This is a genomic window from Streptomyces sp. NPDC054842 (assembly GCF_053611025.1).
Map to the genome: position 1 here is coordinate 99924 of NZ_JBSGZN010000016.1, position 26151 is coordinate 126074.

Annotated in this window: 21 protein-coding genes and 1 tRNA gene; 11 read left to right on the forward strand and 11 right to left on the reverse strand. The window is 72.8% G+C overall.

Annotation, left to right across the window (positions count from 1 at the left end):
• Positions 1-57 precede the first annotated feature (57 nt).
• Together ACWGIS_RS15455 and ACWGIS_RS15460 are read left to right on the forward strand one after the other, a co-directional pair.
• A complete protein-coding gene (locus ACWGIS_RS15455) occupies positions 58-1434 on the forward strand; it encodes a nicotinate phosphoribosyltransferase (RefSeq protein ID WP_453362913.1) in 1377 nt (458 codons plus the stop codon).
• A gap of 301 nt (positions 1435-1735) precedes the next feature.
• Positions 1736-2320, forward strand: coding sequence for a nicotinamidase (locus ACWGIS_RS15460; RefSeq protein ID WP_121402697.1), 585 nt, complete (start codon positions 1736-1738; stop codon positions 2318-2320).
• Positions 2321-2345: 25 nt separating this feature from the next.
• Here ACWGIS_RS15460 and ACWGIS_RS15465 read toward each other — a convergent pair whose 3' ends face one another.
• Together ACWGIS_RS15465 and ACWGIS_RS15470 are read right to left on the reverse strand one after the other, a co-directional pair.
• A complete protein-coding gene (locus ACWGIS_RS15465) occupies positions 2346-2687 on the reverse strand; it encodes a hypothetical protein (RefSeq protein WP_453362914.1) in 342 nt (113 codons plus the stop codon).
• 121 nt (positions 2688-2808) lie between these two features.
• Positions 2809-5154, reverse strand: coding sequence for an immune inhibitor A domain-containing protein (locus tag ACWGIS_RS15470; protein WP_453362915.1), 2346 nt, complete (start codon positions 5152-5154; stop codon positions 2809-2811).
• A 448-nt stretch (positions 5155-5602) separates the two neighbouring features.
• On the opposite strand from ACWGIS_RS15470, the gene ACWGIS_RS15475 reads away from it, so the two are divergent.
• Positions 5603-5902, forward strand: coding sequence for a hypothetical protein (locus tag ACWGIS_RS15475; protein ID WP_453362916.1), 300 nt, complete (start codon positions 5603-5605; stop codon positions 5900-5902).
• 94 nt (positions 5903-5996) lie between these two features.
• Here the strand turns inward: ACWGIS_RS15475 and ACWGIS_RS15480 are convergent, their stop codons facing one another.
• Positions 5997-6719: an RDD family protein gene (locus tag ACWGIS_RS15480; protein ID WP_453362917.1), complete on the reverse strand. Its 723-nt coding sequence runs from the start codon at positions 6717-6719 to the stop codon at positions 5997-5999.
• Between the two features lie 68 nt (positions 6720-6787).
• Positions 6788-8536 (reverse strand): RDD family protein, encoded by a 1749-nt coding sequence (locus tag ACWGIS_RS15485; RefSeq protein ID WP_453362918.1) that lies wholly within the window; start codon positions 8534-8536, stop codon positions 6788-6790.
• A gap of 267 nt (positions 8537-8803) precedes the next feature.
• Between ACWGIS_RS15485 and ACWGIS_RS15490 the strand changes: the two genes are divergently transcribed.
• The gene (locus ACWGIS_RS15490) at positions 8804-9277 is read left to right on the forward strand and encodes an SsgA family sporulation/cell division regulator (protein ID WP_453362919.1); all 474 of its coding nucleotides are present in this window, start codon (positions 8804-8806) and stop codon (positions 9275-9277) included.
• A 26-nt stretch (positions 9278-9303) separates the two neighbouring features.
• Here the strand turns inward: ACWGIS_RS15490 and ACWGIS_RS15495 are convergent, their stop codons facing one another.
• Entirely contained in the window at positions 9304-10710 is a 1407-nt protein-coding gene (locus ACWGIS_RS15495) for an FAD-binding oxidoreductase (protein ID WP_453362920.1), read from the reverse strand.
• Positions 10711-10802: 92 nt separating this feature from the next.
• Between ACWGIS_RS15495 and ACWGIS_RS15500 the strand changes: the two genes are divergently transcribed.
• Positions 10803-12335: a tetratricopeptide repeat protein gene (locus ACWGIS_RS15500; RefSeq protein WP_453362921.1), complete on the forward strand. Its 1533-nt coding sequence runs from the start codon at positions 10803-10805 to the stop codon at positions 12333-12335.
• Positions 12336-12362: 27 nt separating this feature from the next.
• Here the strand turns inward: ACWGIS_RS15500 and hppD are convergent, their stop codons facing one another.
• Positions 12363-13508, reverse strand: coding sequence for a 4-hydroxyphenylpyruvate dioxygenase (hppD, locus tag ACWGIS_RS15505; RefSeq protein WP_453362922.1), 1146 nt, complete (start codon positions 13506-13508; stop codon positions 12363-12365).
• A gap of 122 nt (positions 13509-13630) precedes the next feature.
• Here hppD and ACWGIS_RS15510 point away from each other — a divergent pair, with 122 nt between their 5' ends.
• The 5 genes from ACWGIS_RS15510 to ACWGIS_RS15530 all read left to right on the forward strand — a co-directional run bounded on the left by ACWGIS_RS15510 (position 13631) and on the right by ACWGIS_RS15530 (position 17922).
• On the forward strand, positions 13631-14101 hold the full coding sequence (locus ACWGIS_RS15510; RefSeq protein ID WP_355791329.1) for an Lrp/AsnC family transcriptional regulator: 471 nt from the start codon (positions 13631-13633) through the stop codon (positions 14099-14101).
• A gap of 45 nt (positions 14102-14146) precedes the next feature.
• Positions 14147-14794, forward strand: a complete 648-nt coding sequence (locus ACWGIS_RS15515) for an ABC transporter permease (RefSeq protein ID WP_453362923.1) — start codon at positions 14147-14149, stop codon at positions 14792-14794.
• Position 14795: 1 nt separating this feature from the next.
• Entirely contained in the window at positions 14796-16073 is a 1278-nt protein-coding gene (locus tag ACWGIS_RS15520) for a betaine/proline/choline family ABC transporter ATP-binding protein (RefSeq protein ID WP_453362961.1), read from the forward strand.
• Positions 16070-16963: an ABC transporter permease gene (locus tag ACWGIS_RS15525; protein WP_453362924.1), complete on the forward strand. Its 894-nt coding sequence runs from the start codon at positions 16070-16072 to the stop codon at positions 16961-16963. The genes ACWGIS_RS15520 and ACWGIS_RS15525 overlap by 4 nt, the downstream gene beginning before the upstream one ends.
• Before the next feature lie 71 nt (positions 16964-17034).
• On the forward strand, positions 17035-17922 hold the full coding sequence (locus tag ACWGIS_RS15530; protein WP_453362962.1) for a glycine betaine ABC transporter substrate-binding protein: 888 nt from the start codon (positions 17035-17037) through the stop codon (positions 17920-17922).
• A gap of 29 nt (positions 17923-17951) precedes the next feature.
• On the opposite strand, the gene ACWGIS_RS15535 is transcribed toward ACWGIS_RS15530, so the two are convergent.
• From ACWGIS_RS15535 to ACWGIS_RS15550, 4 genes are all read right to left on the reverse strand, one after another.
• Positions 17952-18737: a S16 family serine protease gene (locus ACWGIS_RS15535; protein ID WP_453362925.1), complete on the reverse strand. Its 786-nt coding sequence runs from the start codon at positions 18735-18737 to the stop codon at positions 17952-17954.
• 335 nt (positions 18738-19072) lie between these two features.
• A complete protein-coding gene (locus tag ACWGIS_RS15540) occupies positions 19073-19711 on the reverse strand; it encodes an IclR family transcriptional regulator (protein ID WP_355792139.1) in 639 nt (212 codons plus the stop codon).
• Between the two features lie 634 nt (positions 19712-20345).
• A complete protein-coding gene (locus ACWGIS_RS15545; RefSeq protein ID WP_453362926.1) occupies positions 20346-22145 on the reverse strand; it encodes a DEAD/DEAH box helicase in 1800 nt (599 codons plus the stop codon).
• A 301-nt stretch (positions 22146-22446) separates the two neighbouring features.
• Positions 22447-23994 carry an MFS transporter gene (locus ACWGIS_RS15550; RefSeq protein WP_453362927.1) on the reverse strand — a complete coding sequence of 516 codons (1548 nt, stop codon included), beginning with the start codon at positions 23992-23994 and terminating at the stop codon, positions 22447-22449.
• Positions 23995-24495: 501 nt separating this feature from the next.
• Here ACWGIS_RS15550 and ACWGIS_RS15555 point away from each other — a divergent pair.
• Positions 24496-24570: transfer RNA gene (locus tag ACWGIS_RS15555), tRNA-Cys, on the forward strand.
• A 76-nt stretch (positions 24571-24646) separates the two neighbouring features.
• On the opposite strand, the gene ACWGIS_RS15560 is transcribed toward ACWGIS_RS15555, so the two are convergent.
• Positions 24647-26032: an SUKH-4 family immunity protein gene (locus ACWGIS_RS15560; RefSeq protein ID WP_453362928.1), complete on the reverse strand. Its 1386-nt coding sequence runs from the start codon at positions 26030-26032 to the stop codon at positions 24647-24649.
• Positions 26033-26151: the final 119 nt, after the last annotated feature.

Below are 26151 nucleotides of genomic sequence, written 5' to 3' on the forward strand. Positions count from 1 at the left end.
GGCCAAACGAGACCCACAAATCGTCAGAGTGACGAGATGGGAGTACGATCCGTCGTCATGAACACAGCGGATCTTGGGCTGCCGGAAGAAGGGCGCGGAGCGCTTCCTCAGGAGGGCGGCGGCGGACACCGGGTGGGCGTTCCCTCGACGGCGCTCTTCACCGACCAGTACGAGCTGACGATGCTGCGGGCCGCGCTGGCCGGGGGGACCGCCGGGAGGCGCTCGGTCTTCGAGGTCTTCACCCGGCGGCTGCCGGACGGGCGCCGGTACGGCGTGGTGGCGGGCACCGGCCGGGTCCTCGACGCCGTCGAGAACTTCCACTTCGACGCGGACGTGCTGGACTTCCTGCGCCGGAACGGGATCGTCGACGAGCCGACCCTGGAGTGGCTCGCCTCGTACCGCTTCGGCGGGGACATCTGGGGCTACCCGGAGGGCGAGGTGTACTTCCCCGGCTCGCCGATCCTGCGGGTGGAGGGCTCGTTCGCGGAGTGCGTGCTCCTGGAGACCGTGATCCTGTCGATCCTCAACCACGACTCGGCGATCGCCGCGGCCGCCTCCCGGATGGCCTCCGCGGCGGGCGACCGGCCGCTGATCGAGATGGGCGCGCGCCGCACCCACGAGCTGGCCGCGGTCGCCGCCGCGCGCGCCGCCTACGTCGGCGGCTTCGCCACCACCTCGGACCTGGCCGCGGGCTTCCGCTACGGCATCCCCACGGTGGGGACGAGCGCGCACGCCTTCACCCTGCTGCACGACCGGGAGCGGGACGCCTTCCAGGCCCAGGTGACCTCGCTCGGCCGGGGCACCACGCTGCTCGTGGACACCTACGACGTGGACGAGGCGGTCCGTACGGCCGTGGAGGTCGCCGGTCCCGAGCTGGGGGCCGTGCGCATCGACTCCGGCGACCTCCTGCTGGTCGCGCACCGGGTGCGCCAGCAGCTGGACGAGCTGGGCGCCGCCAAGACGAAGATCGTCGTCACCTCGGACCTCGACGAGTACGCGATCGCCTCGCTGGCGGCGGCGCCGGTGGACGCGTACGGGGTCGGCACCCAGCTGGTGACGGGTTCCGGCCACCCGACGTCCTCGATGGTCTACAAGCTGGTCGCCCGCGCCGAGTCGGCGGACCCGGACGCCCCGCTGGTGCCGGTGGCGAAGAAGTCGACGGGGGGCAAGACGTCGGTGGGCGGCCGCAAGTGGGCCGCCCGGCGCCTGGACAAGTACGGCGTCGCGGAGGCCGAGGTGATCGGCACCGGTCCGGTGCCGGCCGGGCTCGCCGACCGCCAACTGCTCGTCGAGCTGGTCAGGGGCGGCCGGGTGCTGGCCCGCGAGCCCCTGGACGTCGTCCGCAGCCGGCACGCGGCCGCCCGCGCGAACCTGCCGCTGTCGGCGACGCAGCTCTCGCGCGGCGAGCCGGTCATCCCGACGGAATACGTCTGAGGGACGGCCGCGGGGCGCCGCACGGGCGGCGTCCCGCACGCTCCCGGCCGTCCGTTCACGCATGAACGACCGGTGAGCGGGAATGCAACGGCAGCGTCCCCCGCACGACGCAGCAGCCGAATGCCCCCTCCCGCAGTGCACACGAAGTCTCTACGCTCGGAACGACAGCCCGCGCCCGCACGACCGTCCACGGCACCCGCGCCGCCCTCGGGCCGGGGGCCGGGGCCGTCCCGCGGGTGACGCAGTACGGCCGGGCCCCCACCCCTCGACCGCCCTCCTGCCGACCCGAAGGACACCGACCATGCGCCGCGCCTTGATCGTCGTAGACGTGCAGAACGACTTCTGCGAGGGAGGCAGTCTCGCGGTCGCCGGGGGCTCGGACGTGGCCGCCGCCATCACCGAGCTGATCGGCCAGGCGCCCGCCGGTTACCGCCATGTCGTCGCCACCCGCGACCTGCACATCGCCCCCGGCGGCCACTTCGCCGACAACCCCGACTACGTGCACTCCTGGCCCGCGCACTGCGTGGCCGGCACGGAGGGCGTGGGCTTCCACCCGAACTTCGCCCCGGCCGTCGCCTCGGGCGCCATCGACGCCGTCTTCGACAAGGGCGCCTACGCGGCCGCGTACAGCGGCTTCGAGGGCGCCGACGAGAACGGCGTGCCGCTGGGCGACTGGCTCAAGGCCCGGGAGATCGACGAGGTCGACGTCGTCGGCATCGCGACCGACCACTGCGTGCGGGCGACCGCGCTGGACGCGGTCCGGCAGGGCTTCCGCACTCAGGTGCTGCTCGACCTGACGGCCGGGGTGGCCGAGCAGACGACGCAGCGGGCGCTGGAGGAGCTGCGGGAGGCGGGCGTGGACCTGTCCGGCAAGCCGGTGGTCTGACGCCCGCCCGGGTCCGCCGCGGCGGTCAGGCCGGGGTGGCCGGCCGGCGGACGAGGGTCCGTATCGGGTGCCACAGCTCCTGGGCGAGCTCCGGGCCGCGGAGGTCGGTGCCGGGCGCCGTGCGCCAGACGAGGCCGTCGGGGTGGTGCAGGACCGCGGTGATCTCGTCCGGGGTGGGCGGCGCCGCGTTGCCGCGGAGGTAGACCGCGCGCATGCCCAGGTTGCGCAGGCGGGTCAGCGCCCTGGCGCGGTTCTGGGCCAGCACGAGGAAGCGCACCGCCCCGCAGCCGGGCCCTGCCGGACTGGGCAGATTCAGCGCCACCACCACGCTGCCGTTCGGCAGCTTGCAGAAACCCCCTGCGGCCATGCGGTCACACCCCCGTGAGATTCGGTGTCAATAAGGAAGTCACAGGACGCACCTAAACACGATCGGCCGCAACCCGCCAGAGGGTTGCGGCCGATCATGTTCTGACCTGCGGAGATACCGATCAGTTGGTCGAGGGACCCACCTGGAGCGTGATCGTCGAGCCGTCCTTGGGCTCCTTGACGATCTTGATCTTGGTGTTGGTGTCAGTGACCTTCACGCTGTTGAACGGGTTCGCCGGGTCGAAGTACGAGCCCTTGCGGTCGTCGAAGACGGAGACGCCCTTCTGCGACTTGATCTTCAGCGCGACATCGGCGTTGTGGAGCGTGAACGCGTCGGTCGGGTAGGTGCTGAAGGTGGCGTCGAAGGTCTGGATCTTGTTGCGGAGCAGCGAGCCGTCGGCCCACTTCAGCGCCTTGGCGTGCGCGTCCACCGGCAGGATCAGGCCCTCGCCCGGGTGGGCGCTGGTGTTGTCGTCCGCCTGGGAGGTGTCCCACTTCCAGATCAACAGGCCGTTCTGGTACGGGTAGTGCTCGACCCAGTCCGGACGCGTCGTCGAGAAGCCGAAGTTGTACGGGCCGACCTTGAGGGTCTTGTCGTACGAGACGTACTGGCGGTTCTCGGCGAGGTAGTACTGCGCGTAGTCCTTGGTGAAGGACGCGCCGATCCGGGAGAAGCCGTTGGCCGTCCAGGCGGCGTCGGCCGTCTCGGCGTTGTCCGAGAAGAGCGCGGTGCCGTCGGCGGTCACGGTGATCTCGTCGGCCGCGAAGCCCTTCAGCGCCACACCGCCGTCGGACGAGTAGCGGAAGCGCAGGTCGATCTTCTTGCCCGCGTAGGCGTCGAGCGGGAAGGACAGCTTCTTGTACGCGGCCGAGGAACCGGTCAGCGCCGGCTTGTCGCTGCCGTCGCGCGGGATGGCCGCGCCGTCTGCGGTGCCGTCCAGGACGGTCCAGTTGGCGCCGCCGTCGGTGGACACCTCGGTGTAGAGGAAGTCGTACTCCTCCTCGATGTCCCACCAGCCGTCGAGGGTCAGCGCGGCCTTCGACCTGCCGGTCAGGTCGACCGAACGGGTCAGCGTGTTCTTGAGGTTGTCACCGCTGCCGCTCCACCACTGGGTGGCGCCCTGGGCCGGCGGTACGACCTCGGTGGTGACCTTCTTCTTGGGCAGCGTGACCACGAGGGCCTGCTTGTCCTTGGTGTTGTACTCGGCGACGCCCAGCTTGTGCCTGGACTTCTTGCCCGCCTCGGCCGTGGCGTAGTCGAGCCAGCCGAGCTGAAGCTTGTCCCAGGCGTTCATGTCGCCGGGCAGGTCGCCGATGGCCTCCTTGCCGGTGCCGAGCCAGGAACCGGCCGACATCAGCGTCCAGAAACCGGTGCCGTTCTCGCCGCCGCCGGAGGTGTCGTACTCGTCCGGAAGGCCGAGGTCGTGGCCGTACTCGTGGGCGAAGACGCCGAGTCCGCCGTTCTCCGGCTGGATGGTGTAGTCGCCGACCCAGATGCCGGTGTCACCGATCTGCGCGCCGCCGAGCTTGTTCTCCGCGGGGCCCGTGGCGCCCGCGTCGGAGCCGAACGCGTACCAGCGGTGGGCCCAGATCGCGTCCTTGCCCTGGACGCCGCCGCCGGCGGACTCGTCCTCACCGGCGTGCACGATCTGGAAGTGGTCGATGTAGCCGTCCGGCTCGTTGAAGTCGCCGTCGCCGTCGAAGTCGTAGCGGTCCCACTGGTCGTAGTGGGCGAGGTCCGCCTTGATGTCGGCCTCGGACTTGCCGGCCGCCTTCTGCTGGGCGACCCAGGCGGTGACGCCGTCGCTCACCACATTCCAGACGCTGGAGCAGTTGGTCTGGCCGCAGTAGTTGGAGCCGTAACGGGCCTCGTTGTAGGGGACCTTGACCCAGTCGGTGACCTCGCCGTCGACCGAGTAGCGGCCCGAGGACTGCTTCTCGTAGTACTTCTTCAGCGACTCGGTGTTCTTGCCGGTGCCGAAGTAGAGGTCCTGGAAGTGCTTCTGGTTGTAGTCCTGCTGCCAGGCCGTGCTGTTGTCCTTGGCACGGTCCGGCGCGGCTATCCGGTTGTGCAGCGGCCCGGCGGTGCCGCCGTACCTGCTGTCGACCTGGTCGCCGAACTCGACCAGGATCGTGAAGATCTGGTCGGTCTTCTCGCGGCCCAGCTCGACGTACTTGCTCTTGTTGAGCTTCACCACCTGGGAGCCGTCACGGTCCTTGACCGTGGCGTCGCCGGATATGACCCGGTTCAGGGCCTCCTGGCGCTGCGCTTCCTGGGTCTTGCTGAGCGGGCCGTCGAGGTCGTGTTCGACCTTGCTCTTGGCCGGCTGCGGGTCGTGGCGGTCCACCGACACCGACGACGGTGCGTCGTCGGCCTGGGCCACGGCGAACGTCGAGAACGTGGCGGTCGCCGCCGCGAGGGCGACGCCCACCGCGGACGCTCTGAACGTCCAGGATCTGCTGCTCACTTGATTTCCTCCCCCGCGCCCCGTGCGCGCGGAGAGGATGGGGGTCCTGGTCATGGAGGGTCCCGCGCGCCGTACACGCGATTCAAGTGACGACATTCGACCGGAGTCGACGAAGAAAAGACAGATCTTGACTTGAACAGGCCAAGTGCACTATGCGAAGCGACCGTTCGGTATCCGGACGGCGTCCGGTACCCCAACGGGCGCGCTGAGCCGTTCACTTGGCGGACGCCATGACTCCGTGCGCCCCCTGTGCTCCGGCACCGTGGGTTAGGTCACGCTTACTGGTCGTTCCCGTCGGGCATGCAGCCCAATAGAGTCGACTGGCGGAGCGCCGGAATGCCGGCGGAAAGCCAAGTCGACACCGTTGTCCGGCCCTCAGATCCTTGTCCGCACCCTCCCCGATCGCGAGAGGCTCGGGGGGAGCCACCCACCCGAGGACACGATTGCCATGCCTCGTCCGACTGCCAGGCCTCGCCCGACCGCCGCACAGCTCGCCTACGGCTCCTGCACCGTGATCTTCTCCACGCTCGCCATGCTGCTGCTGTCACAGACGAGTTCGGGCGCGGGTGTCGCGGTGATCGCCCTCTCGGCGCTCGTCCTCGGGCTCCTCGTCGCCATGACGGTCCCGCTGCCGAAACCGGAACCGGCCGCCGCGCCCCGAACGCCGGAGCAAGTGCCCGTTCCGGTACGGCGGGAGACGGCCTCCGTCGGCTCGGCCGAGTCCGTGCGCGGACCGTCGGGCCCCTGAGACACGCATCTGTCGCACACAGGACGGCGGGCCCGTGGACACGGGCCCGCCGTCCTGTGCCGCGCTCGCCGTCCCGCCGACGGGACGGCGGGGCTCAGCGGGTGCTGACCACCACCGTCTTCGCCGCCTTGTCGTGCAGGCCCTGCTTGTAGGGCCGGTCGAAGAAGCTCCAGCCGCCCGCGATCGCCGTCCAGACGCAGGCGCAGCAGAAGGCGAACGGAATCCACAGCACGGCCGCGCGCGTCAGCGAGGTCTGCATGGAGGGCGTCGCGCCGTTGTCCAGGTCGGCCACCCTCAGGTCGAACAGCCGCTTGCCGAGGGTCTGGCCCGTCCTGGCGGTCAGGACGGTGTCGTAGGCGATGTAGAGGATCGCGGCGACGAGCTCCTGCCCGAACGACTTGCCGTACTCGATGTCGTCCGTGTCGACCGTGTACTGGGCGAACCCGAAGCCCCAGGAGAGCAGCCAGACGACGATCCCGACCAGGATCATGTCGATGATCCGCGCCAGCACCCGCTTGCCGCTGCCGGCCAGCGGAGGCATCCCGGCGAGCGGGTCGGCGCCGCCGAACGGGCCGCCGCCCCCACCGCCGTACGGGTCCCCGCCTCCCGGGGCCCGGTACGGGCCGCCGGCACCGCCGCCGTAGGGGTCCCCTCCGCCGCCCGGGCCGCCGTAGGGGCCGCCGCTGCCGTACGGGTCGCCCGAGGGCGGCGGGGTGTCGTACGGGGACCCGCCGCCCTCGGCGGGCGGCGGCTGCTTCTTGAACGGGTCGTCGTCCGGGAACTGACCGGAGCCGGGGGGCGGCGGTTCGCTGCTCATGGCCCGAGTCGACCGCGAAGCCCCCGGCTCCGCATCCGGCGCGGGTCCGTCCGGGCTACGGGCTCCGGTCAGGCGGCGACGAACGTGTGGGCCGCCTTGTCGTGCCAGCACTGGCGCCACGGCCGGTCGAACAGGCACCACAGGACGCCCACCGCCCCGATGGCGAGGACGCCGGGGATGCTGTAGACGAGCCAGCGGCGCAGCGCCGGGGCGAAGGCCGGGGGGTCACCGCCCTCGATGTCGCGCACCTGGAGGCCGCAGAGCTTCTTGCCCAGCGTGCGGCCCCAGCGGACGGTGGGCAGCACCTCGTAGAGGACGCCGAAGACCAGCAGCACGGCGAGGACGATGCCGAGGCAGGTGGTGGTCGTGCCGTCCAGCAGCCACACCGTGACGGTCTCCCCGGACTGCTTCGCCGCGTCGATCTTGTCGTTGACATGGTCGAGCGCCCTGGTGCCCAGCGGGACGGCGGCCACGGAGGTGACGCCGGCCAGCACGACGGTGTCCACGAGCCGGGCGGCAAGCCGTCTGCCGAGTCCGGCCGGGCGGGCGGCCGCCTGGGCGCGCGCCGCCGCCTGGAACACGTCGTCGACGGGCGGCTTCCACGGGACGACGGGCTGTCCCTCGTCGCCCGCTCCCGCCAGCCGGTGCACCTGCTGCGCCCAGGACGGCTGGCCGCCGCCCGCCCCGGGGCTCATCGGCGAGGCGGCCGGGCCGCCGGACTGCGCGGGGACCGACGGGGCCGGTGTCTGTCCCGCCTGGGGGGCGGCGGCCGGTGCGGACGCCTGGGGCGGGGTGACCGCGCCGGGGCCGCCGCCGCGCGCCCCGCCCTGCTGCTCGGTGCGCGGGGCGGGCGCGCGGAAGGCCGTGGCCGCCTCGGGCGCGAGGGGGCCGCGGGGGCCCTGGGTTGCCGCGCTGTCGGTCCGGGCGGTGCCGGACGCCGCCGGCTGCCCCGGGGACGCGGGCCCGGGCACACGCGGCCCGCCGGTCGCCGATCCCGCGGGTCCGAAGGCACCGGCGGGCGCTGCGGCGTCTCCCGCGCCGGAGTTCACCGGTCCCGGTGCCGGGGCGCCGAAGGCCCCGGCGCGGGCGGCGGCGGTGCCGGGAGCCGCCGTACCGGGGCTGCCGGAGCCGGGGGCTCCGAACGTGCCTGCCGCGGAGGGGGTTTCGGGTGTGCCCGCGCCACCGGGTCCCGTGGCGGTGCCGCCGGCCGGGCGGCGGAAGACGACGGTGCCGCCCGAGGCGGGCGGGCGCGGGGAGTCCTCGCCGGCGTCCGCCGGGGGGATCGTCGCGGTGCCGTCCGCGTGGGCGGACCTGCCGTCGGGCTGGGCGACGGGCTCGCCGGGGTCCGCCGTGTGCGGGACGCGCGGATCGCCCGGGCCCGCGCCCCAGGAGACCCGGCGGTCCTGGTCGCCGCCGAAGCCGGACTGCCGTGCCCGGTCGGCGCCCCAGGCCGACGCGGGTTCGGGCCGGCTGCCGTGCTGGGCCTCGGCCGGGGTCACCCGGCGCGGCTCGGCCGGGGGCTGCGGGTCCTCGTCGAAGAAGTGCGGGCCCGTCTCCTCGGCCGGGGGCACCGCTGCCCGCGCCGACGGGACCGAGCGCTGCGGGGCGGGCGCCGGAGCGGGTACGGGGGCGGGTACGGGGGCGGGGCGCGCGCCGGCCGGGGGCGCGAGGGGCACCCCGTCCGTCGGTGCCGGACGGCTGGTGCCCGGCACCCAAGAGGCACCGTTCCAGTACCGGACATATCCGGGAATGGAGGGGTCCGGGTAATACCCTTCGCGGGGCCTGTCGTCGCCGGGGGCCGGGGTTGGGGCGCTCATGTCCGTCGTCCCGTATCTGCTCGGGGGCTTTTTTGGGGGCACCACATCTATCAGACGCGCGCCCCCGCCACCGGCGCTCCGGCGCTACCCACCCCATTAGGGCAACGTTCGGTCCCCTCCTGTGCTCCTGGCACCGAAGCTGTCCGGGACAGTGCGCGAAGGAGTCGGAAAATCTTCCCCGAACCCGCGTAATGATCCGGGCGCCCCGCGCTCTCCACTCGTACGGGCCCGCCCCGTGGCCCCGATCCGGAAAGGAAGCGCATCGACATGTACACCGTGGTGGAACGCGAGCTCGAGCTGAAGCTCGTCCTGTCGCCGGAACGCAGCATCCCGGTCCCGGCCCGGCTGACCTACCGCACCGACGACCCGTACGCCGTCCACGTCACCTTCCACGTGGGCTCGGACCATCCGGTGAGCTGGACCTTCGCCCGGGAGCTGCTCGTGGAGGGGGTGTTCCGGCCGTGCGGGCACGGTGACGTGCGGGTGTGGCCGACGAAGGTCGCGGGCCGGGGCGTGGTCCTGATGGCGCTGAGCTCGCCGGACGGGGACGCGCTGCTCGAGGCGCCCGCCGCGCAGGTGTCGGCCTGGCTGGAGCGCACCCTGCGGGCGGTCCCCCCGGGTTCTGAGGCCGGGCGGCTCGGCCTCGACGACGGCCTCGCCGAGCTGCTCGCGCCCACCCCGGCCGACGACCTGTGGCTGCGCGACCCGTGGCCCTCCGACGAGTCGGCGGACGGTGAGTGAGCGGCCGGACGGGACGCCTGTGCCGTTCAGAGGACCTTGCCCGGGTTGAGGATGCCGAGGGGGTCGAAGGCGGCCTTGATGCCGCGCTGCATCTCCACGCCCACGGGGCCGATCTCGCGCGCCAGCCATTCCTTCTTGAGGACGCCCACACCGTGCTCGCCGGTGATGGTGCCGCCGAGTTCGAGGCCGAGGGCCATGATCTCGTCGAACGACTCGCGGGCCCGGCGTGACTCGTCGGGGTCGGCCGCGTCGAAGCAGACGGTGGGGTGGGTGTTGCCGTCGCCCGCGTGGGCGCAGACGCCGATGGTGAGGCCGTACTTCTCGGCGACGCGCTCCACCCCGTCCAGCATCTCGCCGAGCCGGGAGCGCGGTACGCAGACGTCGTCGATCATCGTCGTGCCCTTGACGGCCTCCAGCGCCGTCAGGGACAACCGGCGTGCCTGGAGGAGCAGTTCGGACTCGGCCGCGTCCTCGGCGGGCACGACCTGGGTGGCGCCCGCCGCCTCGCACAGGGCGCCGACGGCCGCGAGGTCGGCGGCGGGGTCCGGGGTGTCGAAGGCGGCCAGGAGGAGGGCCTCGGTGGTCTCCGGGAGGCCCATGTGGGCCAGCGCGTTGACGGCCCGCACCGTCGTGCGGTCCATCAGTTCGAGCAGGGACGGGACGTGGCCGCCCTCCATGATCCGGCAGACGGCGTCGCAGGCGGCGGCGCCGGAGGGGAACTCGGCGGCGAGCACGAGCTGCCGGGGCGGCTGCGGCTTGAGGGCCAGGACCGCCCGTACGACGATGCCGAGCGAGCCCTCGGAGCCGACGAAGAGGCGGGTGAGGTCGTACCCGGCGACCCCCTTGGCCGTGCGGCGGCCGGTGCTCAGCAGGCGGCCGTCGGCGAGGACCACGTCGAGCCCGAGGACGTACTCGGCCGTCACCCCGTACTTCACGCAGCACAGGCCGCCGGAGGCCGTGCCGATGTTGCCGCCGATGGTGCACGTCTCCCAGCTCGACGGGTCCGGCGGGTAGCAGAGTCCGTGCGCGTTGACGGCGCGGGAGAGGGCCGCGTTGACGACGCCCGGCTCGACGACGGCGATCCGGTCCACGGGGCTGATCTCCAGGATGCGGTCCATCCTGACGAGGGACAGCACGATGCACCCGTCCGTGGCGTTGGCGCCGCCGGAGAGGCCGGTGCGGGCGCCCTGGGGGACGACGGGGACGCGCAGCTCGGTGGCGGTGCGCATGACGTGCTGGACCTGCTCGACGGTGCGCGGGAGGACGACGACGGCGGGGGTGCCGGCCGCGCAGAAGCTGGCCATGTCGTGGGCGTAGGAGGCGGTGACGTCCGGATCGGCGAGGACCGCCTCGGCCGGCAGCCCCGCGAGCAGACGGTCCACGAGGTTGCCCGTCGCTTCGTCGCGCGGGGCTTCGATACGGCTCATGATCACAGCGTCGCACCCGGGGCCATCGGTGTGAACCCCGGATACGGCACCCTTCGCGTGCCGGGGCGCGGTCTTCGTGTTGACGCACAGTGAGCGGCATGGTGATCGCACAGCTCCCGCCGGCTCCCTCCGGGCCGCGCCGCTCCCCCGTCGTGCGGCGCCTGCTGGCCGGCGCCGTCGCGGCGGGTGCCGTCCTCGGCGGGGTGCTGGTGCTGCTGCCCGCGGAGCGGGAGAAGCCGCCGCCGCCCGCGCCGGGTCCCATGGCGAGGACGGTGAAGGCGGTCGGGGCGGGGGTCCCGGTGGCGCTGCCCGACCTCGCGGCGCTGATCGGCGAGCGCGAGGCGCGCGTACGGAACCGGCCCCGCGACGGCCGCTCGTGGGCGCTGCTGGGAGCCGCGTACGTCGAGCAGGGCCGGCGCACGGCCGCTCCCGCGCTGTACCCGAAGGCCGAGAAGGCGCTGCGCACGGCGCTGGGGGCCGGGGCGGCGGGGAACGGCACGGCGCTGGAGGGGCTGGCCGCGCTGGCGAACGCCCGCGGCGACTTCCGGGCGGCGAGGAAGTGGGGCGAGGCGGCCGTCGCGCGGGCGCCGAAGCGGTGGACGGCGTATCCGCAGCTGCTGGAGGCGTACGAGGGCGTCGGCGACCACAAGGCCGTCCGCCGCACGCTCGACCGGCTGCTGGAACTGCGCTCGGGTCCCGCGGTCATGGCGCGGGCCGCCCAGGTGTACCGGGACCGCGGCTGGCGGGAGGACGCCGCCGCCGCTCTCGCGGACGCGGCGGCGGGCGCGGCGACACCGGCCGAGCGGGCGGCGTACCTGTCCCGGGCGGGCGACCTGGCGTGGGAGCGGGGCGAGCCGGAGGAGGCGCTGCTGCGGTACGGGGCGGCGCTGCGGACCGACCCCGACGAGTACACGGCGCTCGCCGGGCAGGGGCGGGCGCTGGCCTCGCTGCACCGCACGTCGGAGGCGTTGCAGGCGTACCGGACGGTGCTGGCCAGGCGGCCGTCGCCGCGGTACGCGCTGGAACTGGGCGAGCTGTACGAGTCGCTGGGGCTGGGCGGGGCGGCCCGGGTGCAGTACGACCTGCTGCGGGCGCGGGCGCGGGAGGAGGCCGCCGGGGGTGTCGACGTCGAGCCGGTGCTGGGCCTGTTCGAGGCGGATCACGGGGACGCGCGGTCAGCGGTGCGCCGGCTGCGCGGGGAGTGGGAACGGCATCCCGGTGTCGCGGTCGCGGACGCGCTGGGGTGGGCGCTGCACCGGGCGGGCCGGGACGAGGAGGCGCTGTCGTTCGCGACGCGGGCGATGGACGCGGAGCACGGCGGCGGGGTGCGCAGCGCGCTGTACGCCTGTCACCGGGGGGAGATCGAGCGCTCCCTGAAGCGGTACGGCCCGGCCCGCCGGCATCTCCAGGAGGCGCTGCGCGTCAATCCGTCGTTCTCCCCGCTCCTCGTCCCGGCGGCGGAGAAGGCGCTGAAGGCGCTCGGCGAGCCGCCCGCGGTGGGGCTGCCCGGGGACGGGCCGGAGGAGTCCGAGGAGTCCGAGGACCCCGGGAACGGCGAGGAACCCGGTCCGGGTCCGTCGGCGGCGCGACAGACGGCCCGGGGCGGGGTGTCACCCGCCCCGGGCCGCTGAGGCTCGCGCCTGGCGCCGGACCGGCCGCTACAGGTTGCCGCGCTTCTCCTGCTCCCGCTCGATCGCCTCGAACAGGGCCTTGAAGTTGCCCTTGCCGAAGCCCATCGAGCCGTGCCGCTCGATGAGTTCGAAGAAGACGGTCGGGCGGTCCTGGACCGGCTTGGTGAAGATCTGCAGCAGGTAGCCGTCCTCGTCGCGGTCGACGAGGATCTTCAGCTCGCGCAGCGTCTCCACCGGCACGCGCGTCTCGCCGGCCCACTCGCCGAGCGTGTCGTAGTAGGAGTCGGGCGTGTCGAGGAACTGGACGCCGCCGGCCTTCATCGTGCGGACGGTCTCCACGATGTCGTTCGTGTTGAGCGCGATGTGCTGGACGCCCGCGCCGCCGTAGAACTCCAGGTACTCGTCGATCTGGGACTTCTTCTTGGCGACGGCGGGCTCGTTGATCGGGAACTTGACCTTGAGGGTGCCGTCGGCGACGACCTTGGACATCAGCGCCGAGTACTCGGTCGCGATGTCGTCGCCGACGAACTCCTTCATGTTCGTGAAGCCCATGACCTTGTTGTAGAACTCCACCCACTCGTTCATCCGGCCGAGCTCGACGTTGCCGACGCAGTGGTCGATGGCCTGGAAGGTGCGGCGGGCGGGCGGCGCGACGATCGGGTCGGCGGCCACGTAGCCGGGCAGGTAGGGGCCGTCGTAGCCGGTGCGCTCGACCAGGGTGTGGCGGGTCTTGCCGTACGTGGCGATCGCCGCGAGGACGACCGTGCCGTGCTCGTCCTTCAGCTCGTACGGCTCGGTGACGGGGCGGGCGCCGTGCTCGACGGCGTACGCGAAGGCTGCGCGCGCGTCGGGGACCTCGATGGCGAGGTCGACCACGCCGTCGCCGTGCGCGGCCACGTGCTCGTCGAGGAAGCGGCCCCAGTCGGAGGCGGGCTTGACGACGGAGGTGAGGACGAAGCGCGCCGAGCCGTTGGTGAGGACGTACGACGCCGTCTCGCGGCTGCCCGTCTCCGGTCCGGAGTAGGCGACCAGCTGCATGCCGAAGGCGCTGGAGTAGTAGTGCGCCGCCTGCTTGGCGTTGCCCACGGCGAAGACGACCGCGTCCATCCCCTTCACCGGGAAGGGGTCTGCCTCACGCGCGGTGCTGGGGGTGTGGTGGGTTGTCTGAGTCATGGCGGCAGCGTCGCCCTGTTCCGCAAGGTGCGCAATAGTTTGCGTTTCGACTGGGCATTCTGCCCAATGCGGAGCCCATAGGATCGGGCGTTCTGTACAGGATGACCATCACGGAGGCCGGCGTGGCGATCGATCATCTGGACGGCCGGCTCATCGTGCTGCTGGCCCGCGAGCCGCGTATCGGCGTGCTGGAGATGTCCCGGCGCCTCGGCGTCGCGCGCGGCACCGTGCAGGCCCGCCTCGACCGGCTTCAGTCCAATGGAGTCATCCGGGGATTCGGCCCGCAGGTGGACCCGGCGGCCCTCGGCTATCCGGTCACCGCATTCGCCACGCTGCAGATCCGGCAGGGGCAAGGAGCGGACGTACGGGCCCACTTGGCGACGGTCCCCGAGGTGCTGGAGCTGCACACCACGACCGGCAGCGGGGACATGCTCTGCCGGCTGGTGGCCCGCTCGAACGCCGATCTCCAGCGGGTGATCGACCGGGTTGTCGGTTTTGATGGCATCGTCCGGGCCTCCACGGCGATCGTCATGGAGAACCCCGTTCCGCTGCGGATCATCCCGCTGGTGGAGCAGGCGTCGGGAGACTCCTGACGCGGGGGCCGAGCCCGGCGGTACGCCCGTCCCGAGGTGAGGCCCGTGAACTTCTGGGAATACCTGAGCAGCCGCCATCAGCAGCTGCTCACCGACGCGTACCAACACGCCAGCGCGGTCTTCCAGTGCATGGTCGTCGCGACGCTGATCGGCGTCGCCGTCGGCGTCGTCACGTACCGCAGCGACTGGGCGGGCGGCCTCGCGACGACGACCACGTCCACCATCCTGACGATCCCCTCGCTCGCCATGATCGGTCTGCTGATCCCGATCGTGGGTCTGGGCGTCCCGCCGACGGTGATCGCGCTGACCCTCTACGGGCTGCTGCCGATCGTGCGCAACGCGATCGTGGGCCTGCGCGGCGTCGACCCGTCGCTGGTGGACGCGGCGAAGGGCATCGGGATGTCCCGGGCCGCCCGGCTGCTGCGGGTGGAGCTGCCGCTGGCCTGGCCGCCGATCCTCACCGGCATCCGGGTCTCCACCCAGATGCTGATGGGCATCGCGGCCATCGCGGCGTACGCCTCCGGACCGGGCCTCGGCAACGAGATCTTCCGCGGCATCGCCTCCCTGGGCAGCAAGAACGCGCTCAACCAGGTGCTCGCGGGCACGCTCGGCATCATCGTCCTGGCGCTCCTCTTCGACGCCGCGTACGTCCTTCTCGGACGGCTGACCATCCCGAGGGGGATCCGTGCCTGAGATCACCGGCCTCGACACCGGGCGCGCCCCGGCAGCGGCACCGGACTCGCCGACGACCGGCGCCACGATCGAGCTGGAGAACCTCACCAAGCACTACCCGGGCAGCCGGGACCCCGCGGTCGACAGCGTCAACATGGAGATCAAGGCGGGTGAACTGGTCGTCTTCGTGGGCCCCTCGGGGTGCGGGAAGTCCACCACGCTCAAGATGATCAACCGGCTGATCGAACCGACCGGCGGCCGCATCCGCATCGGCGGCGAGGACGTCACCCACATGGACCCGGTGAAGCTGCGCCGCAAGGTCGGCTACGCGATCCAGGCGTCCGGCCTCTTCCCGCACATGACCGTCGCCCAGAACATCGGCCTGGTGCCGAGGATGACCGGCTGGTCCAAGCCGCGGATCAGGGCGCGGGTGGAGGAGATGCTCGACCTGGTCGGCCTCGACCCGGGCGAGTTCCACGGCCGCTATCCCCGTCAGCTGTCCGGGGGCCAGCAGCAGCGTGTGGGGGTGGCGCGGGCGCTGGCGGCGGATCCCCCGGTGCTGCTGATGGACGAGCCGTTCGGCGCGGTGGACCCGATCACCCGCGACCACCTCCAGGACGAGCTGATCAGGCTCCAGCACGAACTGCACAAGACGATCGTCTTCGTCACCCACGACTTCGACGAGGCGATCAAACTGGGCGACCGGATCGCGGTGCTGCGCGAGCGCTCGCACATCGCGCAGTTCGACACCCCGGAGGCCATCCTGACCAACCCGGCGGACGACTTCGTCTCCGGGTTCGTGGGCGCCGGCGCCGCGCTGAAGCGGCTCAACCTCACCCGTGTACGGGACGTCGAGATCACCGACTATCCGACGGTCACCGTCGACGATCCGCTCCAGGACATCTTCAACAGGCTCCGGTCCAGCGGCACGAACGAGATCCTGCTGCTGGACAAGCGCGGCCGGCCGTACAAGTGGCTGCGGCGCGGCGACCTCATGCGGGCGCGGGGCTCGCTGGCGCGGGCGGGCACGCTGGTGCACGACACGGTGACCCGGGACGCCACGCTGCGGGACGCCCTGGAGGCCGTCCTCACCGACAACGCGGGCCGGGTCGCGGTCACCGGGCGGCGCGGGGAGTACACCGGCGTCGTCGACATGGAGACGCTGATGAACTCCGTGCACGAACTCCTGGAGGCGGACCGGCTGGACGCGATGGAGCACCAGCACGAGCTGGAGGAGGCCCGCGCCCAGCAGACCCGCCACGACCAGGAGGGCGCCGAGGGCGGGGAGTCGAGGGCGTGAACGGGCCGAGGACACCCGCGGGCCGCCGCCCCGAGGGCGAGCACGAGGTGAAAGGGCTCGCCTTCCGCGACGACACCGGGGACGAGGAGCCGGGCGGCGCCGGGTACGAGACCGCCACCGCGGCCGCTCCCCCGTCACCCGCCCTCACCCGGCGCCGGATCAGCTGGCGGAAGCTGGTCTTCCTGCCCGCCGTCCTGGCGGTCCTGCTGCTCGCCACCTGGCTCTGGTTCCGGCAGGCCGCGCTCGACCCGATCTCCGAGAACGCGCTGACCCGCGACCTGGTCCTGAAGGCGCTGCGCCAGCACATCCAGCTGACGGCGATCTCCACGTTCTTCGTGCTGATCATCGCCATCCCGCTGGGCATCCTGCTGACCCGCAAGGCGTTCCGGAAGCTGACGCCGGTCGCCATGACCGTCGCCAACATGGGCCAGGCGACCCCGGCGATCGGCCTGCTGGCGCTGCTCGTCATCTGGCTCGGCACCGGTCAGAGGTCGGCCCTGATCGGCATCACGATCTACGCGATCCTGCCGGTCCTGTCCAACACGATCGCGGGCCTCAAGGCCAACGACCCGACGCTCCTGGAGGCCGCCCGCGGCATCGGGATGTCCTCCATGGGAGTCCTCACCCGCGTCGAACTGCCGCTGGCCGTCCCGCTGATCCTCGCCGGCGTGCGCACCGCCCTGGTGCTGAACGTCGGCACGGCGACCCTCGCCACCTTCGGCGGAGGCGGCGGGCTGGGCGTCCTCATCACCACCGGCATCACCACGCAGCGGATGCCCGTCCTGGTGCTCGGTTCGATCCTGACGGTCGCGCTCGCGCTCTTCGTGGACTGGCTGGCCTCGCTGGCCGAACTGCTGCTGCGGCCACGCGGACTGGAGGCGGGATCGTGAGGCGCGGGTGGCCGCTGTCGGCCGCACTCCTGGTACTGGCCTCCGCCTGCGGACTGACCAGCGGCTCCCCCATGGTCGACGACGTCCGGCCCGGCTCGATCGGCCGGGGCGAACCGCTCCGGGGCGTCCATCTCACCGTCACCTCCAAGGAGTTCACGGAGCAGCTGATCCTCGGCGCGATCATGGGCATCGCCTTCGAGGCGGCCGGCGCGGAGGTCCTGGACCGCACCGGCATCCAGGGGTCCATCGGCTCCCGGGAGGCCGTCAAGAAGGGCGACGCGGACGCCGCGTACGAGTACACGGGGACCGCCTGGATCACGTACCTCGGCAACAGCGACCCGATCGCCGACCCCCGGAAGCAGTGGGAGGCGGTCCGCTCCGCCGACGCGAAGAACGGCGTCACCTGGCTGCAGCCCTCCGCGCTCGACAACACGTACGCGCTGGCCATGAACCAGAAGAACTTCGCCAAGTACCGGACGACCACGCTGTCCCAGGTCGCGGCGCTCAGCAAGAAGGACACGAAGGCGGTCACGCTGTGCGTGGAGAGCGAGTTCGCCAACCGCGCCGACGGGCTGCCGGGCATGGAGAAGGCGTACGGCATGAGCGTGCCCCCGGCGAACGTCACGCAGATGGACACCGGCATCATCTACACCCAGGTGGCCAAGGGGAGTTGCTCCTACGGCGAGGTGTTCACGACCGACGGGCGCATCAAGTCGATGAACCTCGTGGTGATGAAGGACGACAAGGGCTTCTTTCCGCACTACAACGCGGCACCCATGATCAACACGAAGACCCTGGACAAGCATCCGGAGATCGCCGGCATCCTCGACCCCATCACCAGGAAGCTGAACAACGACATGGCCCGCACCCTGAACGCCAAGGTGGACGTGGACGGTGAGGACCCGCACCAGGTCGCCCTGGACTGGCTGAAGCAGGAGGGGTTCGTGAAGGAGGACTGACCGCTCCCGGAGGGGCGGCGGTCACCGGGTCAGCAGCTGGGGACCCCGCCCTTGCCCTTCTCCAGCGCCACGAGGGAGTCCACCGCGCCCTTCAGCGTGGTGACCGGGATCAGCCGCAGCCCCTTCGGCAGCTCGGTCTTCGCCTCCGCGCACTCGGCCTTCGGTACGAGGAAGACGCTCGCGCCGTCCCGCCGGGCTGCCTGCGTCTTGAGGGCCACGCCGCCGACCGCGCCCACCTTGCCGTCCGCGTCGATCGTCCCCGTGCCCGCGACCGTGCGGCCGCCGGTCAGGTCACCGCCGCTGCCGTCGCCGTCGAGCTTGTCGACGATGCCGAGCGAGAAGAGCAGGCCCGCGCTCGGTCCCCCGACGTCGGCCAGCTTCAGGGTGACCTTCACGTCCTTCTCGCCGAGATAGCCGAGCGCGGCCTCGGTCGCCGTGTCCTGCGACTGCCGCATCTGCTCGGCGTTGTGGCGCTCGATCTCCTTGGTGCTGTCGCCGCTCGGATAGACCGAGTCCCGCGGCATCACCGCCCGGTCGGTGCTGAACCAGCTGTCGAGGACGTCCCCGAGACCGACGTGCGCGTCCGGGCCCGTCGCCTCGATCGTCGTCATCCGCAGTTCGCCGCTCGTCCTGCGCGTCGGGGCCCCGCTGATCGTGATGACGGGCTCGCCCTTGTTCTCGGCCAGGACGTTCGCCGTCAGGCCGGGCTGCGCCAGGGAGAACGGCAGCGGCGCGAACACCGCGGTGGCGAGCAGGGCCACGACGGGTACGGCGCAGACGGCGAGCGCCTTGGGGCGCGTGAGGCGAGAGAGCACGGGGCCAATCTAACGTGAAGGCACGTTTCGGCCCGGGGCCGGTCGGAGGAGACGGTCGGAGCAAGGGGCGGTTGCGCCGCTGTGTCGAGGCGGTCCGGGGCGGGCGGCCCGCCCGGCAGGGGAGGCGGGCCGGTCAGCGCGGGGCGTCGCCCGAGCGCGTGTGCGAGGCGGTCCGGTACGGGGCTGCCAGCCCGGCAAGCGGGGCGTCGCTCGCGCCGACGTGGCGAGGCCCGCCAGGGCGAGACGGCCCGCCCGGCAAGCGGGGCGTCGCTCGCGCCGGTGCGACGAGGCCCGCCAAGGCGAGGCGGCCCGCCCGGCACGGGAGGCGGGCCGGGTCAGCGCAAGGCGTCGGCGACTTCCCGGGCCGCGTCGACCACGCGGGGCCCGACCCGCTCCGGTACGGAGTCCGCGAGCATGACGACGCCGACACTGCCCTCGACCCCGGTCACGCCGATCAGGGGCGCGGCGGCTCCGCTCGCCCCCGCCTCCAGCTCCCCGTGGGTCAGCGTGTAGCCGGGCTCGGCGAGCGCCTGCCGGGCGGCGAGGATGGCGCGGCCCGCGGCCCCCCGGTCCAGCGGATGCCGGAAACCGGCGCGGTAGGCGACGTGGTAGTCCGTCCACGTCGGTTCCACGACGGCGACGGCGAGGGCCTCGGCCCCGTCGACGAGGGTGAGGTGAGCGGTCGCCCCTATGTCCTCCGCGAGCGCCCGCAGCGCGGGGAGCGCGGCCTCGCGCACCAGGGGGTGCACCTGGCGGCCGAGGCGCAGCACACCCAGGCCGACCCGGGCGCGGCCGCCCAGGTCGCGGCGGACGAGAGCGTGCTGCTCCAGGGTGGCGAGCAACCGGTACACGACGGTGCGGTTCACGCCGAGCTTGTTCGAGAGCTCGGTGACGGTCAGCCCGTGGTCCGTGTCGGCGAGCAGCTTGAGGACACGCAGTCCCCGGTCGAGCGTCTGGGAGGTCTCCGCGGTCACGACGCCCACTCCTTCGTGGTGAGGGTCGGCGGCCTCCTGCGCGGCGGTGCGTCGCCGGTCCCGTCGGCGACGCGCTACAGAGGCCGCCGGTCGGCAAGCGACCCGGGGTGTCCCGGGCGGAGGCGCTTCACGGCTGCGCTCCGCGGCGGCGCTGCCACGGGGCGTGTGCGTAGCGGGACAGTAGCGAGCCGGTCCGCTCAGCGGAAGGCTCCGTCCAGAATCCGGGCACCGATGATCGTAAGGTGACGCTCTTTGTCCCGTTACGCACGGGCGCACGCTCGGACCGGTCCGCCCGGCCGGCACCTCTGGCGCACGGGCGGGTGGGAGCGGGGCTCAGCCCGCTCGGCCTCCTGGGCAGCGCACATGCGGTGCCCGGCACCGCGCGCCGACGGCCGCGTCGCGACAGCCACCGGACGTCAACGACGTGGACAGGGGGACGGCAGACGGCAGACGGTGAGGACGTAGGACAGGGACGGGGCGACCGGCGACCGGCGACCGGCGACCGGCGACCGGCGACCGGCGACCGGCGACCGGCGACCGGCGACCGGCGACCGGCGACCGGCGACCGGCGACGGTGGAACGTCGGACGGGGGCGGGGGGCACGGGCTGAAGGGCGCCGACGCCCGCGGCGGTGTCAGCGCATGCGGGTGGCCCACTCCTGGACCTTGGCGATGCGCTGGCGGAGCTGGCCGGCGGTGGCCTCGGCGCTCGGCGGGCCGCCGCACACGCGCCGCAGCTCGGTGTGGATCACCCCGTGGGGCTTGCCACTCTGGTGGACGTACGCGCCGACCATCGTGTTGAGCTGCTTGCGGAGCTCCATCATCTCCTTGTGGGAGACGACCGGCCGCCGCTCCGCCGGGAGTTCCAGGAGGTCGGCCTCCTCGTCCGGCTTCTTGCGGCTGTGCGCGATCTGGCGGGCCTGCCGCTTCTGGAGCAGCATCTGCACCTGGTCGGGTTCGAGCAGGCCCGGGATGCCGAGGTAGTCCTGCTCCTCCTCGCTGCCGGGGTGCGCCTGCATGCCGAACTCGGCGCCGTCGTAGAGGACCCGGTCGAAGACGGCGTCGGACTCCAGCGCCTCGAAGGGCAGCATGTCCTGCTCGCCGGTGTCCTCGTCCTCCTCCCGGTTCGCCTCCTCCATCTCCTTCTCGGACTCGGCGTACGGGTCCTCCTCGCCCTCCTTCTTGGGCTTGTCGAGGACGTGGTCGCGCTCGACCTCCATCTCGTTGGCGAAGCCGAGGAGGTCGGGGATGGTGGGCAGGAACACGGAGGCGGTCTCGCCGCGCCGCCGCGACCGTACGAAACGGCCCACGGCCTGCGCGAAGAACAGCGGCGTCGAGATCGTCGTGGCGTACACCCCGACCGCGAGGCGGGGGACGTCGACGCCCTCGGACACCATGCGGACCGCGACCATCCAGCGGTCGTCGCTCTGGCTGAACTCGTCGATGCGGTTCGAGGCGCCGGTGTCGTCGGACAGTACGAGGGTCGCCTTGTTGCCGGTGATCTCGCGGATGAGCTTGGCGTAGGAGCGTGCCGAGTCCTGGTCGGAGGCGATGACGAGGCCGCCGGCGTCCGGGATGCCCTTGCGGACCTCGGTCAGCCGCTGGTCGGCGGCGCGCAGCACGCTCGGCATCCACTCGCCGCGCGGGTCCAGGGCGGTACGCCAGGCCTGGCTGACGGCGTCCTTGGTCATCGGCTCGCCGAGGCGGGCCGCGATCTCGTCCCCGGCCTTGGTGCGCCAGCGCATGTTGCCGCTGTAGGAGAGGAAGATGACCGGCCGCACGACACCGTCGCCGAGGGCGCTGCCGTACCCGTAGGTGTAGTCGGCCGAGGACCGCCGGATCCCGTCGTTCCCCTCCTCGTAGGCGACGAACGGGATGGGGTTGGTGTCCGACCGGAAGGGCGTACCGGTGAGCGCGAGGCGGCGGGTGGCCGGCTCGAACGCCTCCAGGCAGGCCTCACCCCACGACTTGCTGTCTCCGGCGTGGTGGATCTCGTCGAGGATCACGAGGGTCTTGCGCTGCTCGACGCGGTTGCGGTGCAGCATGGGGCGCACGCCGACACCGGCGTAGGTGACGGCGACGCCCTGGTAGTCCTTGCCGAGCGGGCCCGCGCTGTACTCGGGGTCCAGCTTGATCCCTATCCGCGCCGCCGCCTCCGCCCACTGCTTCTTCAGGTGCTCGGTCGGCGCGACCACGGTCACCTGCTGCACGACGTGGTGGTGCAGCAGCCAGGACGCGAGCGTCAGCGCGAAGGTCGTCTTGCCGGCCCCCGGCGTGGCGACGGCCAGGAAGTCGCGCGGCTGCTCCTGGATGTACCTCTCCATCGCCCCCTGCTGCCAGGCCCGCAGCTTGTTCGCGGTGCCCCAGGGGGCGCGGCCGGGAAACGCGGGTGAGAGGTGGTGGGAGGTGGAGGTCGAGGCGGCGGTGGTAGTCACGGTCTCCGTGGGTGGGTCGATCCGGGGGCCGTCCGCGACGCGCGCCGGGTGGGGCTGGGTGACGGCGGGCGGACGACTCGGCTACGTATGACAACCGGGCCACCCTACCGGCGCCCCGGGCGGGGCGACGCGCGGACGACGCGGGGTCACCGGCGGATGGGACTCACGTCACAGCCGGTGCCGAGGGCGCCCCGGTTCACGTCCGCGGGCGTCACCGGTTCACTTCCGCGGGCCCCGCTCCTCGCTCAGCCCCGTGGTCACCGGTTCACGTCCGCGCTCCGCTCCTCCGTCAACCCCGTGGTCACCGGTTCCCGTCTGCGGGCGTCACCGGTTCACGTCCGTCGGCCCCGCGCTCCTTCAGCCGCGTGGTCACCCAGGCGCCCGCGAGGGCCACCCCGGCCATCGGCAGGAACACGGCGGCGAACGCGGCCGGGTGGGAGCCGGTGACCTCGCCGGCGGTGTGGGTGACCGTGCCGCCTCCGAGGGCGGCGAAGGCGGCGCCGCCCGCCGCGAGCAGGATCACATTGGAGAGCCCGTCGGAGATCTGGAGGGCGGCGGAGTTGGCGCCGGCCTCCTCGGGGGCGGAGAGCTGGAGCAGCAGCACGCTGCTGGAGGAGATCACCAGGCCCATGCCGAAGCAGCCGAACCCCCAGGCCACGGCGACGGTCCACACCGGGACCGCCGGGATCAGCACGCTCGGGGCGGCGGCGATCGCGGCCGCCACGAGCACCATCCCGGAGAACATCAGCCGTTCCCGGTACGGCTCCACGCGGGGCCGGGACTGCACGAAGGAGCCCAGCGCCCAGGTCGCCCCGCCGGCGGCGAGCGAGAACCCGGCGAGGGTCGGGGACAACCCCCGCTGGGTGACCAGCATCAGCGGCACGAAGGACTCGGCGGCGATGAAGGAGCCGGCCGCGACGCCGCGGAGCAGCACGACGGACGGGAGTCCGCGGGCCGCCCGGTAGGTGCCGGGCGGCAGGAGACCGAGGACGGCGGGGACGAGCAGCGCGGTCCCGGCCACCGCGGGGACGAGCGCGAACCACCGTGTGTGCGCGCCCGTCGCGGCCTGGGCGGCGTACTGGAGGAGCCCGGCGCCCAGGGAGATGCCGAGGGCGAGCCGGATGCGGCGCCGGTCGAAGGGGGCGGGCGTGCCGCCCCCGGCGGGACCGGACGCGCGGCGCCGTATCTGGGGCAGGGCGAGCGCGAGCGGGAAGACGACGAGGACCGGGATGCCGACGAAGACCCAGCGCCAGCCGAGGTGTTCGGTCACCGCTCCCGAGGCCAGCGGGCCGACGACGGAGGGGATCACCCAGCTCGCCGCGAACGCCGCCATGATGGCCGGCCGCAGGCGCTCCGGGTAGGCGCGGCCGACGACCACGTAGAGCGCGACGATCACCAGGCCGCCGCCGAGTCCCTGCACCGCCCGGCCCAGCACGAACAGCCACATGGCTCCCGCCGTCCCGGCCAGCAGCAGACCGGCCGCGAAGGCGCCGATGCCGGTGGCCAGCGAGGCCATCGGCCCGGCCCGGTCCGACCACTGCCCGGCGAGCACCATGCCGAACAGGCTCGTCGTGAAGTACGCCGAGAACGCGAAGGCGTACAGCGGGAGGCCGTGCAGCTCCCGGGCGGCGACCGGCATGGCCGTGCCGACGGCCGTCGCCTCGAAGGCGATCAGCAGCACGACGGAGACGATGCCGATGCTGAGGGCCCGGTGCTCCCGGCTCAGCACGCCACCGTCGACTCCGGCTCCACCGGCTCCACCGGGTCCGGCTCCGGCCTTCCGCTCGTCCTCCGAGAGCACGATCGGGCTGTGGGCGACACCGATGTCGCCGGGTTCCAGGGCGGTCATGGACCTCAGGGTAAGGGGCACGACCCCGGTTAACCCCTGTCGGAGGTCGCTGCACTCCTGGTCCGTTGGTCGTAGGCCCTGCACAGACGCGAGCGGGGGGCGGGAGAAGGGATGGGGGAACCCTGAGAGTGCCCAGGGTGCCCGGAGGGCCCAGGGTGCCCGGAGGGCCCAAGGGACCCGGAGGGCCCAAGGGACCCGGGGAAACGTCCAGCCCTCGGGTCCCGGCTCGGGTATCGCTCAGGACCCGCTGGGGGCACGGTCAGGGCGCAGCTCCAGGCACCGCTCGGGGTCCGGCTCGGATACCGCTGGAGCGCCGCTCGGGGTCCGGCTCGGATACCGCTGGAGCGCCGCTCAGGCACTGCACCTCCACAGGCCCACGGCGCCATTCATGAACGCGGTATGGCAGTCGCGTTGCACGACCCGCGTCCCCCTTGAGCCCCTGCCCCGGCCAGCCTTACGGTCGTCACACGAAGTCGGGAGCAAGCACCTCGCTCCCAGCCCGGCCGTGTGCCCGAGTGGTTCAGGGACTCGCCTGCAAAGCGAGTTACGTGGGTTCGATTCCCGCCACGGCCTCCAGCGCCTGACCAGGCGACAGAAAGGGCGGCACCCTCCGGGGATGCCGCCCTTTCGGCTGTCCGTCTCAGTTTCCGTCTCAGATGGCGAGGACTGGCAAGCCGACCCCGGCGGCGGATCCAGCCGCCGTCAACGCGGGCGTCGCCCCGGTCCTCACGCCGGCGTAGGACCCGGCGCGGCCCCCCGTCGGGGCGAGTGACCTCACACGGTGAAGCAGCCAGAGTGTGAACGCCAGCGTGGAGACGTCGGCGTTGATCCGGCGGAGCGTCAGGTCGGCCTCGTTCCGGGCGAGGACCTCCCCCGTGGCACCGTCGAGCACCAGGCCGGCGCCCCCGGTCAGCTGCCCGAGGCGGATCAACCGGTCGGCGCCGTCCGCCATCCGGTCGGCAGGGGAACCGCTCGGACGCCGGTCCGGGCGGTACTGGTCGGCGAGGTCCCCCACGCCACCGTCCCGGTGGCCCTCGTAGGAAAAGTCCCCGGAACCACCGACCCCGTGGCCCTCGCTGAAGGAGTAGCCGGAACCATCGTCCCCGTGGCCCCCGCTGTGATCATCCTCGGGACCGAGGCCCCGGTAGCCCTCGCAGCCCCAGCCGGAGAAGTCCCCCGGCGCCCCGTCCCCCCAGTACTCGGCCAACGTCCGCAGCGGCGCCTCCGTGTCCAGCTCGAACACGCCGCCGTTCTCGGGCAGGCCCGTCTCGCGCAGGAAGCGGCGGGTCGGCTCGTGGGTCAGGGTGGACGGGAAGTCGACCTCCTCGAAGCGCATGATGCCGCCGGCGCCGAACTCCTCGTCCAGCAGCCTGCGCGGCAGGTCCAGGACGAGGCCGCCCCCGGAGCTCCCGATCCGGGCCAGCGGACGCACCACCGCGGGCGCCGTCCAGTGCGGCGGCACCGCACCGGCGCCCACGCTCCGCTCGAACACCGCGGTCAGCTGCGCCGACGCCCGCTCCACCGCTTCGGGTCCGAAGCGGCCCGCCAGGGACGCGGACCGCCCGCGCACCGACGCCAGTTCCTCCGTCGCCGCCGTGAACCGCAGGACCGCCTCCAGCGAGCCCGCCGATGCCGCCGACACCTCCGCCGGCCCTTCCAGAACCGTCGGCTCCAGAACCGTCCCATCGAGGACCGTCGGCTCCAGGACGGCCGGGTCCGGGACCGTCGGCTCCAGGACGGCCGGGTCCAGGACGGTCCGGTCCAGCACTATCGGCTCTCTGTCGTCGGCGTCGGCGTCGGTGGGGTGCATGGCCAGGTCGTTGCGCAGTTCGGCCGCGAGCCTTTCGAGGGGGTCGGTCAGGTCCGTCGCGCCGCGGGGGCGCGTCCCGCCCGGCGTGCCGAAGCCCGGCAGCGTCCCTGCGGACGGCAGGCCGGGGACGGTCAGCGGGAGCCATGACGGTACGCGTGCGGCGTACAGGTCGAGCTCCTCGTCGGCCGGTCCGATCGCACCGCCGACAACGGTGTCAGTCGTGATCATGGCTCCCCCGCGCGTGTGAACGCATTCGTGCTCCCCCGTGAGGAACATCCCGCCGCCCGGCGGCAGTTCCCCCACTGCCGAGAACCCTACGCGGCACCACTGACAACGCCGGGAACTCC